Here is a 13,960-nt window from a genome sequence, read left to right on the forward strand (position 1 = left end):
AAACTTTTCTAATATACTGAATTTCAGTATAGTGCACAACTTATTTGTTAATTTAACTGCCATAAACTATAACTTCCTCAAACCGCACAACGGGTATGAATACTTATCTCTTACTACTCTTTACCTTTTCCTCATTCTCCTTTTTCCTGAATGTCACGATTTTCTTAATCAGCGCTTCAGGCAGGGGTTTATCCGCTGGAATCTGGATGACCGATTTACTGGTTTTATACCCCACAAGGTCAGCCTTGAAGTGCTCCCAAAATGCATCGCTATAAGGATGCGACAACGAGACATGTTTCGGAAATGCACAGTAGTATATCAAATAACCGTGGTATTTAAAGCAGGGGATTTGATAGCTGATGCTTTCCGCAGCATCCGGTACCACTTCGTGGATGATTTTCCGGATGATTTGCATCCGTGCCAGCGATTCACCGCTAAATGCTTGATGATATTCATCTATGGTTTGATAATTGGTCTTAGCCATTGGTATGGATTTTAGGGTTATACACATAAGAAACCGTCAGAATACCCAACACAACCAGTGGCAACAGCATAAATCCGATGTTTTGGTCTACGCAGGCGTGACTGGTGAATGCAAAGATCAAATTAAAGGTAAGCCCTGCATATGCCCATTCTTTTAACTTGCTTGATAGGTTAGGAAGGGAAATCGCTAAAACACCCAGTGCTTTACAAATGATCAGCGTATATGCAAAGTAATCAGGATAACCCAATGGTTTCGTACCTACAGTGGCTTGCTCCGGTGCAAAAAGCAGGGTACTAAGCGGCATCACCCCTTCCCATAGGATAATGAGGGTCGTTGCTATCCAAAAGATTATTTTATTCTTTTTCATATCATTGACTATTAACGGTTTATAAATTAGTTTGATTCAACATATTTTACAAAATTGTTCAAGATAGCTTGCCATCCTTGTTTCTGAAATTCAGGGTCATTTTCTGTTTCTGTATCAAACGTGGTTTCGATGTTGGTTTTACCATTTTGCGCGGCAAACAATGTAGTTGCTCGTCGTCCATCGGGCATGGTATACGTAATTTCCCTATGCAGCTCTACCGCATCATAAGTACCCTCAAAGTCAAAACCGAAGCTGCCATCTTTCGCTTCCATCCTATTCTTAAATTTACCACCTACCCGTAGATCGTTTTCACTGCTTGGGCTATGCCAACTGGGGTCGGGCGTATTCCACTGCATAATATCGCTTGGTGTATTCCAAGCTTCCCAAACTTTTGCCACGGGAGCATTTACTGTTGCTTCTACCGTAATTCTTGTTGCTTGTGCCATTGTTAATTCGTTTTTTGTTTATTAAACTTAGATAAATTTGCTTTTAAAGTATATAAAGCAATTTATCGTTCTCTCCTCTGCCATTGATAACTTTTTTTATAGAGGAAATTTTACAATTCAAAATTACAATAGGGCATCAAATTGTGGCTGTTGTGAAAATGACAATCTTAGGGGTGAATTATGACAAACTATTTATATCTTGCAGTCTAATAACCAATAGTTGATATGCAGATTTCTGTCTTTGTGCCTGAGTATGGGGTAATTGAAGCGGTTACACCACCATTCCGAACCTTTCATACCGCCAATGAGTTTTTAACCACATTTGGCAAAAAACCCATTTTCAAGGTGGAATATGTGGGCTTAAAAGAATATGTTCCGGCCAACAATGGCGAATATACGATAAGGACCGATAGGTTGCTCAAAGATGTGACTACAACAGACCTGCTGATCATACCGCCTACATTTGGCGATACCGCCAAAGGAATTCAGGCCAACGCGGAAGCGATACCGTACTTTAAAAAATTGCACGCGATGGGTTCAAGTTTGGCCAGTTTGTGTGTCGGTGCTTTTCTTTTGGCCGAAACAGGCTTGCTCAACGGCAAAAAATGCTCTACACATTGGGCGCATATTAACGAGTTTAAGGAAAGATACCCGGATGTGGAAGTAGAAGACGGAGCGATCATCACAGAACACGATAATATTTACAGCAGCGGCGGAGCAAGCAGCTTGTGGAATTTGATATTATACCTGGTTGAAAAGTTTTCGGATAGAGAAACAGCCGTAATGATTTCAAAATACTTTGCGTTGGACATCGGGAGAGATAGCCAATCCCAATTTGCTATATTCAAAGGTCAACGGAATCACGGCGACGATGACATACAAAAAGTACAGGACTACATTGAAGAACACTATTGTGATAAAATATCCATCGAAACACTGGCAAAGCTGATTAATACAGGCCGTAGGACTTTTGAACGGAAATTTAAAGAGGCTACCAACAATACCCCCATAGAATATATACAAAGAGTACGGATAGAAGCTGCCAAAAAATTCTTTGAAGCCTCCCGGAAGAATGTCTCTGAAATTATGTTCGATGTAGGGTATACGGATACAAAAGCATTTAGGGATATCTTTAAAAAGATTACCGGGCTTACGCCCATTGAGTACCGGAATAAATTTGCAAGGGTGGCAAACGAGGTATAATCTAACGCCAACCTAATCCGGGTGCAACATGCTCCAAAATAGAAGCCAGCACGTGTACATTGTAATCGACGCCTAGCGTATTGGGTATCGTCAAAAGGAGTGTATCCGCTTCTTGGATCGCCTCGTCCTGAGCCAATTGGTTGATGAGTTGATCCGGCTCTGCTGCATAGCTCCTTCCGAAAATCGCCCGTTTGTCCTTTTCGATATGACCGATCTTGTCGACGTGATTGGCTTCCTGTCCAAAGTAACGATGATCTTGATCGCTAATCAATGCAAAAATAGATCGACTTACGGAAACCCTGGGTTCACGCGGATGTCCTGCTTTTTTCCATGCTTCTTTGTACAGCCTGATTTGCTCCGCTTGCTGTACATGAAATGGCTTGCCATTTTCGTCGTACTTCAAGGTAGAACTTTGCAGGTTCATCCCGTTTTCAGCCGCCCAAACAGCAGTCGCATTGGATGCCGCTCCCCACCAAATACGGTCCCGCAACCCTCCCGAATGGGGTTCCAAACGCAATAATCCCGGTGGATTCGGAAACATCGGGCGCGGATTAGGCTTGGCAAATCCAACACCGTTTAGCCTTTCCAAGAATTCCAGGGCTTTACGGCGTCCCATATCGGCATCGGTTTCCCCCCCGGCCAATTCATAACCAAAATAGCGCCAACCGTCGATTACTTGTTCCGGCGAACCTCTGCTGATTCCCAATTGCAATCGTCCTTCGGAAATTAAATCAGCAGCTCCGGAGTCTTCCACCATATATAACGGATTTTCATAACGCATATCAATGACGCCGGTGCCAATCTCAATTTTGCTTGTTTTGGCACCGATAGCCGAAAGCAAGGGAAATGGAGAGGCTAGCTGGGCAGCAAAGTGATGTACCCGGAAATATGCACCATCTAAACCAATTTCTTCGGCTGCAACAGCCAAGTCAATAGACTGAAGCAATGTATCACTTGCGGTACGGGTTTTATAGGCCGGATGATTAGACCAATGTCCAAACGATAAAAATCCTATTTTCTTCATAATCTCTTACAAAGATAACGATTATCAAAAAGAAACCCGTTATCTTGTAAGATAACGGGAATCCGCCCCAATGGGGTTAGGGGCTATCAACCTAAACCTAACACAAAGATATAAATTTCTTTGATATTCTTCCAACAATTATTAGAAATGGTATAGCTTGACAAAATCCTTACAGGGTGTTGGCCCACCCATTTGCCCGTATTAGAAGATAATTGCTAATTTAGCGGAACGTGGCTTCCAACGGGTCAAATGACTCCATACCGGCAAATTAAGAGGAAAGACACGTTGGCGATTGATGGGTAACGAGAATCAAACAGGCAACCATGCAAAATTCCCTTAAAGATATTCCCCAAATCGTAGGCGATGTTTATCGCAAAGAGTCACGACCCGTGTTCGCCGCATTGATTCGCTTGCTCGGCGATCTGGACCTCGCTGAAGATGCCATGCACGATGCTTTCAAGGTAGCGCTTGAGCAATGGGGTGAAAAAGGCGTTCCTTCAAATCCGCGGGCATGGCTTGTTTCTACCGGCCGGTTTAAAGCAATCGATCGTATCCGGCGCGAATCAAAATTTGATCCATTACAAATACAGCACATTGAGCAAATTGAAGCTAAAACTGCCGATCCTTCCGGGCAGGTTGACAAAAAGATTGAAGATGATGTGCTCCGGCTGATCTTTACGTGCTGCCACCCCGCGTTGTCACTCGATGCACGAACGGCCCTGACCTTGCGTGAGGTTTGTGATCTGACCACCGAAGCGGTCGCCAGTGCGTTCCTTGTTACGCCATCCACCATGGCACAGCGGATTGTGCGTGCCAAGACCAAAATTCGCGAAGAAAAAATACCCTTCGAAGTCCCTCCGGAACACGAATTACCGGATCGGATCGCAGCCGTGCTCCAGGTGGTTTACCTGGTATTCAACGAAGGCTACTACGCTTCGTCGGGCGAGTCAGCAACCCGCATTGATCTTTCAAGTGAAGCGATCCGACTGGGGTATCTGCTGCACGCTTTACTGCCTGATCCCGAGGTTGCTGGATTGCTTAGTCTCATGCTACTGCATGAATCCCGCCGACCGGCCCGCACCTCATCGTCCGGAGACCTTATTCTTTTGGACGATCAGGATCGATCGCTCTGGGATCGCAATATGATTGCCGAAGGTCTGTCTCTCGTCGAACAAGCATTTTTTTCCAAGCGGGCGGGAGCCTATACCTTTCAGGCAGCCATAGCAGCCCTACATGCCGAGGCAAAGCATCCCGATGCAACGGACTGGAAGCAGATTGCTGGCTTATATAGCTTGTTATTGCGCATCCATCCTTCTCCTGTTATTGAATTAAACCGTGCGGTAGCCATAGCCATGCACAAGGGGCCTGAGGCAGGATTGCAGCAGATCGATGCGATTCTGGGGCGCGGGGAGCTAAACAACTATCATTTAGCACATGCTGCGCGGGCGGAACTATGCCGGAAAATAGGTCGGATAGACGACGCGAGGGCATCATGGCAGCGTGCACTCAGCCTCGCTCAACAAGCCCCCGAACGGCGGTTTATCAAACGGAAACTTAGTGAGTTGAATGCGTAATTCTCCAAAAACACAAAAAAATTTCAAAATGTTTGTCGATTTTGTCTTCCGCCATTCGACTACTTGGTAAACGAACAAAATATAAGAGAACATGACTCAAAACAAAAAGACAATCGGAAACGATAACGGAGACGTAAAAAAAACACGGGTCCGGGTCGAGAGCTTTTCCATCTCACTTGACGGCTATGGGGCGGGACCAGACCAAAGCGTTGACAATCCGCTCGGCCTCAAGGGAGAGCACTTGCACGACTGGCTCCTTCCTACGCAAACGTTCCGAATGATGCATCATGCCTTCGATCCTCGCGCCACACAGGGGCAAGAGGATGGCACGACCGGGCTCGACGACGACTTTGCGCAGCGCGGGTTCGAGAACATCGGCGCCTGGATTATCGGAAGGAATATGTTTGGACCGGTCCGCGGCCCTTGGCCCAACATGAACTGGAAGGGCTGGTGGGGAGCCAATCCCCCTTATCATGTGCCGGTTTATGTACTGACCCACCACGCAAGACCTCCTTTGGAGATGGAAGGTGGCACAACTTTTTACTTTATTACGGAAGGTATTCACGATGCGCTTGCCAAAGCCCGGAAAGCAGCCAATGGGAAGGATATCCGAATTGGAGGTGGGGCAGATACCATTCAACAGTACCTGCGCGAGGGGCTGATCGATGAACTGCATATTGCCATTACTCCTACTATCCTAGGACGAGGTGAACGGCTGTTCGAAGGAGTTGACTTATGCTGCGCCGGCTACGAATGTGTCCGATTCGAGACCTCTGAGAAGGCGACCCATGTTGTTCTACAACGTAAAGAAGCTTAGATTTAATGAATAATAAAAGAGAGCATCATGAAATACATTTGTCTCGGTTACATGAACGAAGAAATTTGGAAGACATTATCAGAAAGTGAACGGAACAACTTTATGGACGACTGTTTCGCCTATGACGATGAACTTCGGAAGAATGGGCACTTTGCAGGTGGAGAAGCCCTGCAGGATGCTCGGAATGCAATTACATTGAGATGGAGTAATCACCACGTCTCCGTGACTGACGGTCCTTTTGCCGAAACCAAAGAGCAGATCGGTGGGATCATGATACTGGAAGCTACTGATCTTAATCACGCCATCCGCCTATTATCAAAACATCCGTCACTCCGACTGGGACAGGGTGGCAGTAGTTGGGAAATCCGACCGGCTGCCGACTTAACGGCTTTGATGGAAGATAGCAAACACAGAGGAAAGGGATAGAGGTGTACGCGCCTCAATGCACCGAGAGGAACCAGACTTTGACTTATCGGTCGGTCATCACGCGATAGGTGGGGTCTTCGATGATATTGACGTCGATGACCCCTTCTGCATTTTTCAGCAACTGCCTGCAATCTGGACTTAAATGGCGCAAATGAAGCGTTTTTCCTTGTTGATGATATTTTGCTGTGATTTTGTTCAACGCTTCAATAGCAGACATATCTACTACTCTACTTTCCTTGAAGTCGATAATCACTTCGTTCGGATCATTAAATACGTCAAACTTTTCCATAAATGTAGTTGTAGAGCCAAAAAAGAGTGGACCGTAAATCTCGTAATGTTTTGCGCCTCGGTCGTCCATAAATTTTCTGGCACGGATGCGTTTAGCACTTTCCCAAGCAAATACCAAAGCAGAAATCACGACGCCGATCAATACAGCTAGGGCAAGGTTATGCAAAAGTACCGTTATGACCGCCACCAACATGCCGATTAAAATATCAGGGCGCGGCATTTTAGAAATGATTCGGAAACTTACCCATTCAAACGTTCCAATGGCTACCATCATCATCACACCAACTAACGCAGCCATGGGTATTTGCTCAATCACAGGACCAGCTACGAGAATAATTAATAAGATGGTAACTGCACCGATGATTGCGGAAAGCCTGGTTCGTGCACCAGCGCCGACATTTACCAACGTTTGGGCAACCATCGCACAACCGCCCATTCCTCCAAAGAAACCATTGGTGATATTTGCGAGACCTTGGGCGGCTGCCTCCCGGTTTGATCGCCCCTTCGTATTAGTTATTTCATCAACCATGTTTAAGGTCAACAACGATTCAATTAACCCCACCCCCGCCATGACCAATGCATAGGGAAAAATGATTTGTAATGTCGCTAAGCTAAATGGAATCTCAGGAATGCGGAATGCAGGTAGCGAGCCGCTTATCGATGCAATATCAACTACCTTTTTGGTGTCTATATCGAAAAAATATACGATACCAAAGACAATTAATATGGCGACCAGCGAAGCGGGGACTGCCTTCGTGATTTTTGGCAACAGGATTACGATTGCGATTGTTAAGGCGGTTAGCCCGATCATCAAATACAGCGGAGCTCCCTGCATCCAACCGTCAATCCCTCTTTCCGTAATTTTAAATTGCGCTACCTGTGCCATGAAAATGATGACCGCAAGTCCGTTTAGAAAACCATACATCACGGGTTGCGGTATCAACCGGACAAATTTACCCAGTTTGAAGAGCCCAACTAACAATTGCAGAAAACCACCTAAAACTACTGCCCCAAAGAGATACTCCACGCCATGTGAGGAAGCCAATGCGATCAGCACAACGACGGTTGCGCCTGCGCCTCCGGATACCATACCGGGTCTTCCACCCAAAATGGCGGTTACCAAGCCCATTAAAAATGCGGCGTAAAGGCCTGTTAACGGAGATAGTCCGGCCAATATAGCAAACGACAGCGATTCAGGTATCATCGTCATCGCAACAGTTAAGCCGGCCAGGATTTCGTTTTTGTAATTTATGCTTTGTTTAAAATCAAACAGGTTGAAAATTTTCTGCATCTAGATCGAACCGTATATTTTATTGCAAAATTACATTTAATCCTTTGTGCCTAATAAATTATATAAAAAAAGTAAATTTGATGCTAAACGACATTTCGAATTAAAGGTTTGCTTCAACAGGTCGTTTACGCTTTTTGACATCTAATTATTATGAGATAAAAAAGATGACACGGTTTACGACCTGGCTTCCGATGCGTCGATTATATAATGCATGCCTGATATAATGCCTGACGGCGCTGTTTTGTTACGATGAAAGATTTATTAAATTGCGCACGGCCTTGTACGAAGCAAGGGACTGACTAAATTATGAGGTAACAGGAAACAGTTAAACAAAGTTAGTTGACGGATAACAGAATATGAAATACGTAACTACTATTCACCAAATAGGTAATAATACCGGAATAGAGATCAGCGAACAGCAGTTGGAAGAGCTCGGAGGTGGCAAAAAGCCTCTGGTTGTGGTTACTCTCAATAACCACACATACCATAGCGCCGTGGGAAAAATGGAAGGCAAATTTCTGATCAGTCTGAGCGCCGAAAACAGGAAGAAAGCAAATGTGAAAGGAGGAGATACCTTAGAAGTTGAAATACTGTTGGATACCAAACCTCGAACGGTAGAAGTTCCTGAAGAGTTTCAAGCAGTTTTGTCTAAAAATAAAATCGCAGCAAGTGCTTTTGAAAATTTGGCCCCCAGCAAAAGGAAGGCGATCGTGGAATCCATATTAACCGCTAAAACAGAAGAAACGCGGCAAAGAAGAATCACCAAAGCTATTGACACGTTAAGTAGATAAACGGGTTGATATTAGCGCGCCACGCGTGAAAATAATCGGCTCGATGGGTATCATTTGAAAGGAATTAAAATGCACGAGGTATACGTAACCGACAAAGCATTTGAAAAGAACGAGTTCATCCAAAATTCGCTAACAACAGGAGAATACGAAAACTGCATTTTCAGAAACTGTAACTTCGCGAACGGTGACCTTTCGGCCTCCAAATTTATAGACTGCAGGTTCGAAGGTTGTAATTTGAGTTTGTCAACGCTGAATAAGACGGCATTGCGGGAGGTAAACTTCAAAGACTGCAAAATGCTTGGATTGCGTTTTGACAATTGCCTGGATTTTGGACTTTCTTTTTCGTTTGACGGATGCCAACTGAATCATTGCTCATTTTATCGGACTAAAATCAGGAATACGGTTTTCAGAAACTCTCAATTGCGGGAAACCGATTTCACAAATTGCGACCTCTCAAACGTTATTTTCGACAATTGTGACCTAGCAGGGGCATTGTTTGACCATACCATCCTCGAAAAAGCAGATTTTAGAACATCTTATAACTATTCCCTTGATCCAGAAATAAACCGAATTAAAAAGGCCAAATTCTCAATCGCAGGCGTAGCCGGATTATTAGGTAAATACGATATCGATATTGAATATTAAAAACCCCGATCAGCCAAAAACATCGCTTTTTTAGCGTAAAAGCCGAAATAACCTATTCTTAATCATGATACAAGACCATGCAACGTGATCGGAAAACTGGAGTTGTAAGTTAAAGCCAGGACCTCAGTGTTGGTCCTGGCTTTTTCCAGTTTAGACCATCCTGCCCATCAGCGGATCGGTGATGCTTGGGCGGCCGGTTTCCACGTGCCCGGCATATCGGTACGACAACGCGGGGTATCCTTTGGCAATGAACTCAAAATCGTACCACCCGTCCGAATCGGTCAGGGATATTTCCAAGTGAACCTTGTCTTTTACAGGTACGGTCTTCGATGCCCGCCCATACGACAGATCCCGTACTTCCAGCGTCTCTCCACGAGGAAGAACAGCCTCCACGACAACGGATTGCCGATCCGGTTTCACAGACACTTCCAGTCGAGGGTCTGACAGGGTTGCGTTTCCTTTGAATGCCCGGTAAAAACCGTTTGGCCCATAAACTTCCAAATGGTAGGCTCTTCCTGCAAAATCATCCAGTGGCCATCGGTATTCGAGGTCCTCTCCTTCCCGAACGGCAAAATTCCAATTGCGTCCCGGCGTCGGCTCATCACGGTAGAGAAGCCGCGACACGGCAATGAATGGCATCCCGATGGTCTTGGTTTTCGGCAGGCTTCCTCCCAATGCGAGGTGCAGTACCAATTCGCCGGTTGCCGCGTCTACAAACGCATTGGCAGCTGCATCATATGGAAGACCACATGCCGGCTTAGTGCCTTTCTCCTGCTGAGGCAACAACCCCGGATCGTGGTTACCTTGTTTAAGCAAAGTTAATTCATCAGGTTGCAGCAGTTGGTAATTGCCGGGCAGTCCTTTTGTCTTGGCCGAATAGATACGTTCTACATACGCATTGCGGTTCACGGGCTGCAGTGTTCCCTTATCTCCGCCTTGCGTGGAGCGGAAGACCGAAGTCAGGTTGCCACATACCAACCGTCGCCACGCGCTGATGTTTGATTCGTATACCTGCTTACCAGTTTTATTTTCAATAAAATGCTCCAGAAACTGCAAGGTGGATGTGTGATCAAACACTTCCGAATTGACCCACCCCCCTTTCGTCCAGGGCGAGGCCACCACGAGCGGTACGCGGAAACCCAGGCCAATGGGACTGTCGAGCGTAGCCTCTGGATTGCCGGTCCGTATTTTCTCCTGTGCGGCTGTTACATATTCCTCCGCAGTGTCGACACCGGCTGCTATCGCGCCGCTGCTGCTCCTACCTGTTAGAGGCGGTACAAAGGGCGGCACGTGGTCAAAGTACCCGTCGCTTTCATCGTACGTAAGGATAAAAATCGTCTTTTTCCACACTTCGGGGTTTTTAGTGAGTATATCGAGCGCCTCAGACACATACCAGGCTCCGTACCACGGAGACCCTGGATGGTCCGAAAATCGGCAGGGTGCCACCAGCCAGGATACGGTGGGCAATTTCCCTTCGTTGACATCCTTGCGGAACTGATAAAAAACATCACCTTTGGGCACTTCCACCCGCTTTTCCCCTTCTGTATCCGTATAGGTAATCGGTTCCAGCCGATGGTAATCGGGATCTCCGGTATTGGTGATGAATGCCCGACGATGGATTTCTTGGTCGAAAGGGGTAAGTTGATTAAAATTTTCTTCACTATATTGCTGGATATCAATACGTAGCTGGGTCAACTGCTTTTGAAGTTTTTCGCGCTCTGCTCCCTCAGTTTCACTACGGCCCAGTGTGGCTTCCAGTTCGGCTGCATGACGCTCCATGAATGTACGGTGGGCAGGATGGAACCGTACGTTGTACTGCTTATAAAACTCCAGGTTATTATCTGTAAAATTGGCCAGCCAATCTTCTTGGTCATCGTCCAGTCCCACGGGCAAGCTCAATTCATTCTGATAGACTTTCCAATCGATACCTGCTTCCTGCAACCGTTCGGGATAGGTCTTCCAGCCTACATCTTCGTAGTTGATCTGGCCATTGTCTACGTGCGCAACGGAATCGGGATTGTGGGGTTCCTCACGGATGGCTCCAGCCCAGAAATAAGAACGGTTAGCACTGGTGCCGGTGAGCGAAGAACAGAAATGCTGGTCGCAAACGGTAAAAGCGTCGGCAAAGGCATAGTAAAAAGGCACATCCCGCCGGTCATAGTAGCCCATGGTGAGCGGCATATCACGGTATTCGGGATTACCTGCCCGCTTGGCCTCCAACCAGGTGTCGAGTTTCCCTTCGTTGCGGGCGTGCACCATATCCTTCCAGCCATGCGGCAGTGAACCCATCCAGGTGGCTTTCGTATTTTCGATATCCAGGTGAAAGGGCGCATAGCTTTTTCCCTGTGCATCGGTCTGCGCCCATACCGGCAGTCCGTTCGGCAGACGGATGGCCCGCGGGTCGTTGAAGCCACGGACTCCACGAAGGGTACCATAACAATGGTCGAACGAGCGGTTTTCCTGCATTAGGAAAACAACATGCTCCGCATCCAGATACGTACTGCCATCGGGTGCATCGATGGCCAGCGCCCGTTGGATGGATTCGGGCATCAGGTGGAAAGCGGCTGTGGCCCCGGCCAACAGCGATGCTTTTTTAAGAAAGGTTCTCCTTGATTCCATGGTTGTGATTTATGCGTGCAAGTTACTGTTTCTACTCGTTTATTTCAACCACCAAAGTTTTTCATACTGCTACCATCGCCCAGACCAAACTGGCTTGAAAATAAACAATATATTATATTTGTCCGGAATGATAAAACATCTCATTTTTCTGTGGATGGCTCTCATCTTCTTCAGCGCCAATATATATGCCCAAAAAGGCGATCTTGACAATCTGCTAAAACAAGCATATGCTGCGCGGTTGAAGGGCGATTATGACAGCAACTTTCGTTTATTAAGAGAAGCAGAGAACATCGACCAATCAAATCAGGATCCATTGTTACTTACCAAGTTATATGCGGAGCTCAGTAAACAGCAACTGATTCTTGCCGATTATAATAAAGCCAAAGCGTATGCTGAAAAAAGCCTACAAATAGGCAAACAAGCCAATCATACCTTGGCAAAATCGTATGGATATATCGCCATCTCTACCTATCATAACTACCTGGATATCGGTGATCAGGCCGTGAGCTATGCCCAACAGGCGCTGAAACTGCTCGACGATGAGCCCGATCCTTCCCTGCAATCCCGCGCGTATTATATCTTATATGGCGTATACTCAAGGTGGGATGATGTCGATCTCTGTGAGAAATATGCACAATTGGCCATTGCCGCTGCCAAACAGGGGAACGATAATGAGATGCTTTCAAACGCCTATGCCGCTTATGCCACGGCTATGGAATTTCGTTACGATCGTACCAACCAACAACGATACCTGGATAGCATCAAGATCTATCTGCATAAATCGGCAGCTGTTTATAAACAGGCCCCGGAAACCGTAGGTATTCGCACCTATTCAATTACCAACATCAATTTAGCCAACTTTTTTTTTAAATACTATCCCTTGGATCAGTCGTCCACTCAGGACAGTATCCTGTATTATGCGGGTATTGCCCAACACCTATCCCAAGCATCTGATAAGAATTATACGATCATGGGCAGCGTCAACGGGTTATTGGCAGAAGTAGCCAGCTTGCAGGGCAATGACCAACTGGCAGAAGCTTATCTCATGGATTCATATATCCACCTGACCGAAACCACCGCCCCTTCTTATTATACCCTTGCACATGTTGCTCAGGGATTGAGTGACCTGCACCGGAAACGTGGAGATTATGAAAAAGCGTTGTTCTACCAAAAGAAGAAAGAACAATTTACCGATACAATATTCAACGAAACACAGATGCTGCAGACAAAGAAACTGGAAGTGCAGTATGAAAACAAAAAATTGCTGGAAGACATCCAACTGAGTGCGCAAAAAGCCAGAAACCAAAAAACACAAAACCTATTGCTGGCCGGTATCTGTGTACTGCTCTTAATGAGCTTGTTCCTGCTTCGAAATTCTTTTAAAAACAAAACTCAACTGCAGGACGAGAAGGCCCTGCGACTGCATCAGGAAAAGATGGATTCGGAGCGAAATGCAGCACTTCAACTGAAAATGCAACAGCAAGAACAGGCCCGGCTGCAAGCTGAGCAGCAACTGCTGCTCATACAGAAGGAGCAGATGCAGAAGGAGGCTATGGCCGACGCCCTGCAAATTGAGCGCAAAAACCGGCTGCTGCTGCAACTGAAAGACAAGCTGAAAAAACTGGAAACCGAAGATAACAAAGGGCTTGTTGAAAAGGTCATTAAAGAAGAAATGCGTCTGGAAGAGACGGTTGAACGCTCGGCAAGAGAGTTTGAAAGCATCAATCCGCTTTTTTTCAGCAGGCTCAGGGAATTATCGGGCGAAAGGCTCACACCCCTGGAACTTAAACATTGTGCATACCTCTATCTCAAGCTTAACACCAAAGAAATTGCCGCCGCCTTCTACGTCGAACCTAAAACCATACGAGTGAGCAAATACCGTATCAAGCAGAAACTCAGACTGGACAAAGACACGGACCTGGATGATTTCCTGCAAGATATTGGGTAGCCTGTAGTCACTTTGTAGTCACCCACCAGGAAATACA

General features: G+C 46.1%; 13 protein-coding genes. 7 read left to right on the forward strand and 6 right to left on the reverse strand.

What is annotated here, in order from left to right:
* Positions 1-103 precede the first annotated feature (103 nt).
* From BMZ56_RS14470 to BMZ56_RS14480, 3 genes are read right to left on the reverse strand one after another with little or no spacing between them, the layout of a single operon-like run.
* Positions 104-484, reverse strand: a complete 381-nt coding sequence (locus BMZ56_RS14470; protein ID WP_090627939.1) for an iron chaperone — start codon at positions 482-484, stop codon at positions 104-106.
* A complete protein-coding gene (locus BMZ56_RS14475; RefSeq protein WP_090627940.1) occupies positions 477-851 on the reverse strand; it encodes a DoxX family protein in 375 nt (124 codons plus the stop codon). The genes BMZ56_RS14470 and BMZ56_RS14475 overlap by 8 nt, the downstream gene beginning before the upstream one ends.
* A 26-nt stretch (positions 852-877) precedes the next feature.
* Positions 878-1,297: an SRPBCC family protein gene (locus BMZ56_RS14480; protein WP_090627942.1), complete on the reverse strand. Its 420-nt coding sequence runs from the start codon at positions 1,295-1,297 to the stop codon at positions 878-880.
* Between the two features lie 225 nt (positions 1,298-1,522).
* Here BMZ56_RS14480 and BMZ56_RS14485 point away from each other — a divergent pair, with 225 nt between their 5' ends.
* Positions 1,523-2,500, forward strand: a complete 978-nt coding sequence (locus tag BMZ56_RS14485) for a GlxA family transcriptional regulator (RefSeq protein ID WP_090627943.1) — start codon at positions 1,523-1,525, stop codon at positions 2,498-2,500.
* Position 2,501: 1 nt separating this feature from the next.
* Here BMZ56_RS14485 and BMZ56_RS14490 read toward each other — a convergent pair whose 3' ends face one another.
* Complete coding sequence (locus tag BMZ56_RS14490) at positions 2,502-3,524, reverse strand: LLM class flavin-dependent oxidoreductase (RefSeq protein WP_090627945.1); 1,023 nt, start codon at positions 3,522-3,524, stop codon at positions 2,502-2,504.
* 323 nt (positions 3,525-3,847) lie between these two features.
* Here BMZ56_RS14490 and BMZ56_RS14495 point away from each other — a divergent pair, with 323 nt between their 5' ends.
* The 3 genes from BMZ56_RS14495 to BMZ56_RS14505 all read left to right on the forward strand — a co-directional run bounded on the left by BMZ56_RS14495 (position 3,848) and on the right by BMZ56_RS14505 (position 6,341).
* Positions 3,848-5,098, forward strand: coding sequence for an RNA polymerase sigma factor (locus BMZ56_RS14495; protein WP_090627947.1), 1,251 nt, complete (start codon positions 3,848-3,850; stop codon positions 5,096-5,098).
* A 91-nt stretch (positions 5,099-5,189) separates the two neighbouring features.
* Positions 5,190-5,915 carry a dihydrofolate reductase family protein gene (locus tag BMZ56_RS14500; RefSeq protein WP_090627949.1) on the forward strand — a complete coding sequence of 242 codons (726 nt, stop codon included), beginning with the start codon at positions 5,190-5,192 and terminating at the stop codon, positions 5,913-5,915.
* A gap of 27 nt (positions 5,916-5,942) precedes the next feature.
* Positions 5,943-6,341 carry a YciI family protein gene (locus BMZ56_RS14505; protein WP_090627951.1) on the forward strand — a complete coding sequence of 133 codons (399 nt, stop codon included), beginning with the start codon at positions 5,943-5,945 and terminating at the stop codon, positions 6,339-6,341.
* A gap of 43 nt (positions 6,342-6,384) precedes the next feature.
* Here the strand turns inward: BMZ56_RS14505 and BMZ56_RS14510 are convergent, their stop codons facing one another.
* A complete protein-coding gene (locus tag BMZ56_RS14510; RefSeq protein WP_090627953.1) occupies positions 6,385-7,920 on the reverse strand; it encodes a SulP family inorganic anion transporter in 1,536 nt (511 codons plus the stop codon).
* Positions 7,921-8,276: 356 nt separating this feature from the next.
* Here BMZ56_RS14510 and BMZ56_RS14515 point away from each other — a divergent pair, with 356 nt between their 5' ends.
* A complete protein-coding gene (locus tag BMZ56_RS14515; protein ID WP_090627954.1) occupies positions 8,277-8,711 on the forward strand; it encodes a YdeI/OmpD-associated family protein in 435 nt (144 codons plus the stop codon).
* A 54-nt stretch (positions 8,712-8,765) separates the two neighbouring features.
* Positions 8,766-9,356, forward strand: coding sequence for a pentapeptide repeat-containing protein (locus BMZ56_RS14520; protein ID WP_256213833.1), 591 nt, complete (start codon positions 8,766-8,768; stop codon positions 9,354-9,356).
* 150 nt (positions 9,357-9,506) lie between these two features.
* Here the strand turns inward: BMZ56_RS14520 and BMZ56_RS14525 are convergent, their stop codons facing one another.
* The gene (locus BMZ56_RS14525) at positions 9,507-11,975 is read right to left on the reverse strand and encodes a phosphocholine-specific phospholipase C (RefSeq protein ID WP_090627957.1); all 2,469 of its coding nucleotides are present in this window, start codon (positions 11,973-11,975) and stop codon (positions 9,507-9,509) included.
* A 127-nt stretch (positions 11,976-12,102) separates the two neighbouring features.
* On the opposite strand from BMZ56_RS14525, the gene BMZ56_RS14530 reads away from it, so the two are divergent.
* Positions 12,103-13,923, forward strand: a complete 1,821-nt coding sequence (locus tag BMZ56_RS14530) for a helix-turn-helix transcriptional regulator (RefSeq protein ID WP_143072930.1) — start codon at positions 12,103-12,105, stop codon at positions 13,921-13,923.
* The last annotated feature ends 37 nt before the right edge of the window (positions 13,924-13,960 follow it).

Origin of the sequence: Parapedobacter indicus (assembly GCF_900113765.1) — a bacterium.
GTDB classification, from domain to species: domain Bacteria; phylum Bacteroidota; class Bacteroidia; order Sphingobacteriales; family Sphingobacteriaceae; genus Parapedobacter; species Parapedobacter indicus.

What these genes read in the sequence shown, in the direction of transcription:
- BMZ56_RS14470 (WP_090627939.1), bottom strand. Translation starts at nt 484, where the DNA reads ATGGCTAAGACCAATTATCAAACCATAGATGAATATCATCAAGCATTT.
- BMZ56_RS14475 (WP_090627940.1), bottom strand. Translation starts at nt 851, where the DNA reads ATGAAAAAGAATAAAATAATCTTTTGGATAGCAACGACCCTCATTATC.
- BMZ56_RS14480 (WP_090627942.1), bottom strand. Translation starts at nt 1,297, where the DNA reads ATGGCACAAGCAACAAGAATTACGGTAGAAGCAACAGTAAATGCTCCC.
- BMZ56_RS14485 (WP_090627943.1), top strand. Translation starts at nt 1,523, where the DNA reads ATGCAGATTTCTGTCTTTGTGCCTGAGTATGGGGTAATTGAAGCGGTT.
- BMZ56_RS14490 (WP_090627945.1), bottom strand. Translation starts at nt 3,524, where the DNA reads ATGAAGAAAATAGGATTTTTATCGTTTGGACATTGGTCTAATCATCCG.
- BMZ56_RS14495 (WP_090627947.1), top strand. Translation starts at nt 3,848, where the DNA reads ATGCAAAATTCCCTTAAAGATATTCCCCAAATCGTAGGCGATGTTTAT.
- BMZ56_RS14500 (WP_090627949.1), top strand. Translation starts at nt 5,190, where the DNA reads ATGACTCAAAACAAAAAGACAATCGGAAACGATAACGGAGACGTAAAA.
- BMZ56_RS14505 (WP_090627951.1), top strand. Translation starts at nt 5,943, where the DNA reads ATGAAATACATTTGTCTCGGTTACATGAACGAAGAAATTTGGAAGACA.
- BMZ56_RS14510 (WP_090627953.1), bottom strand. Translation starts at nt 7,920, where the DNA reads ATGCAGAAAATTTTCAACCTGTTTGATTTTAAACAAAGCATAAATTAC.
- BMZ56_RS14515 (WP_090627954.1), top strand. Translation starts at nt 8,277, where the DNA reads ATGAAATACGTAACTACTATTCACCAAATAGGTAATAATACCGGAATA.
- BMZ56_RS14525 (WP_090627957.1), bottom strand. Translation starts at nt 11,975, where the DNA reads ATGGAATCAAGGAGAACCTTTCTTAAAAAAGCATCGCTGTTGGCCGGG.
- BMZ56_RS14530 (WP_143072930.1), top strand. Translation starts at nt 12,103, where the DNA reads ATGATAAAACATCTCATTTTTCTGTGGATGGCTCTCATCTTCTTCAGC.